Origin of the sequence: Sulfuricurvum sp. RIFOXYD12_FULL_44_77 (assembly GCF_001830725.1) — a bacterium.
Lineage (GTDB): Bacteria > Campylobacterota > Campylobacteria > Campylobacterales > Sulfurimonadaceae > Sulfuricurvum > Sulfuricurvum kujiense_A.
Genome location: NZ_MIBU01000154.1, coordinates 1 through 1,396 on the forward strand (window position 1 = coordinate 1; position 1,396 = coordinate 1,396).

Below are 1,396 nucleotides of genomic sequence, written 5' to 3' on the forward strand. Positions count from 1 at the left end.
TATCGATTGCGAACGCGCTTGTTCCAAGAGCCATTACAGCGACTAGACTAAGTTTTCCTAATTTCATTCATTCTCCTTCAAGAAACCGTCCGAGATAAGATTTACTTATTTCGAATCTTGAAACAATCATAACAATTAATTCTTAAACATATCTTGATTTGTATTTTATTTTCTAATATATGAACAAATTTGTAGGAGTGTGAGACAAAATTGTGATAAACCATCACGATAGTATAAAGATATGAAAATCTTGAGATAGTATAGATTAGAAAAAGAAATGATTAGTTAACAAATAATTATAGAATTTCCCAAGCTTTCACTTGGGAAGAAGATAAAATAAAGAAGGGTTACCAGTTACGAATTCGGATATGACACGACGTACACTGTTTAAGAAGCTGAGTATAATCTTCCAACGCTTCATCCATACGTCCCGCGTCAATCGAAACGATCATATCATCCGAATAAAGACGAAGCATATGCGCTGATTTTTGAGCAAATTTGTACGCATACACCTGATCTTTTGGGAGAATAAATTTAATCTCTTCACTCTCAAGCGTTTTAAGGGTACTTTGAAGCTTTTTGATCCCTGATTTCATATCTTCCGTTGAGCTGTATAAGCCACCGCGTTGAATCTCTTCCATAGCATCCAACATCGTACGCATATCTTTCATCAACATGGTTCGATGATCATTTCCAGCTGCATTGAGTGACCCTGCCAGTAAAAATGAAAGAGCCAATACTGTAAAACTTTTTTTCATAACAACCCCTTTTAGTATTGAATAATTTCTTTGGAATATTCAGTAAGCTTAACCGTTTTAGCCGAGATAGAAACCAATTTTTTAGCTTCTGCCGGTCCGCCGTAAAACTCTTTTAGCTCAGGACGGAAACTTTTGAAATAATCCTGGAATTTATCAGATCCCAAAATGCCGACTGCCCACAAAGTATCATCGGCCGCATGCTCTAAAACAACCGAGTTCAGCGGTTGCGTTGCCGCACCCCCTAGCACTTTGGCACCCGCACCCGCATCAAATGCCGAAAGATGGGAGGAACATACGATGACTCCCCCTTTATCATACGCCATCGTTTTTTTCGTCGTAGGGACATAGGTGATAAAACTGTCATTTGGAGTCGGGTGGGTCATTTGATGGGTACAAATTGCGACATAAGCAACAATACTGCGCTCTTTTCCGACACCGCTTTTCCAAACGTATTTTTCTCCATTTTCCGATGCTAACTCTACCTCTTTTGAAGTTCCCTTAGGTAAGTTGATCAACATACATGGAGTTGAGGCATGAGGATAGTTGAAAATATAGGTAACCTCTTTTGCCAGAGCCGATGCTTTGATCGGTTTTCCTGCCGCATCTACAAGCTGAACTTTATCATACGCTTTGAATAA

General features: G+C 39.0%; 2 protein-coding genes. Both read right to left on the reverse strand.

Annotation, left to right across the window (positions count from 1 at the left end; all coding sequences use genetic code 11):
- Positions 1-347: 347 nt before the first annotated feature.
- Positions 348-758 (reverse strand): hypothetical protein, encoded by a 411-nt coding sequence (locus A2517_RS06380; RefSeq protein ID WP_294895252.1) that lies wholly within the window; start codon positions 756-758, stop codon positions 348-350.
- An 11-nt stretch (positions 759-769) separates the two neighbouring features.
- Positions 770-1,396: Rieske 2Fe-2S domain-containing protein (locus tag A2517_RS06385; RefSeq protein ID WP_294895254.1), on the reverse strand; the 627-nt coding region annotated here is incomplete at its 5' end.

Bases quoted from the DNA above. Each gene is read 5' to 3' on its own strand.
- A2517_RS06380 (WP_294895252.1), bottom strand. From the start codon at position 758: ATGAAAAAAAGTTTTACAGTATTGGCTCTTTCATTTTTACTGGCAGGG.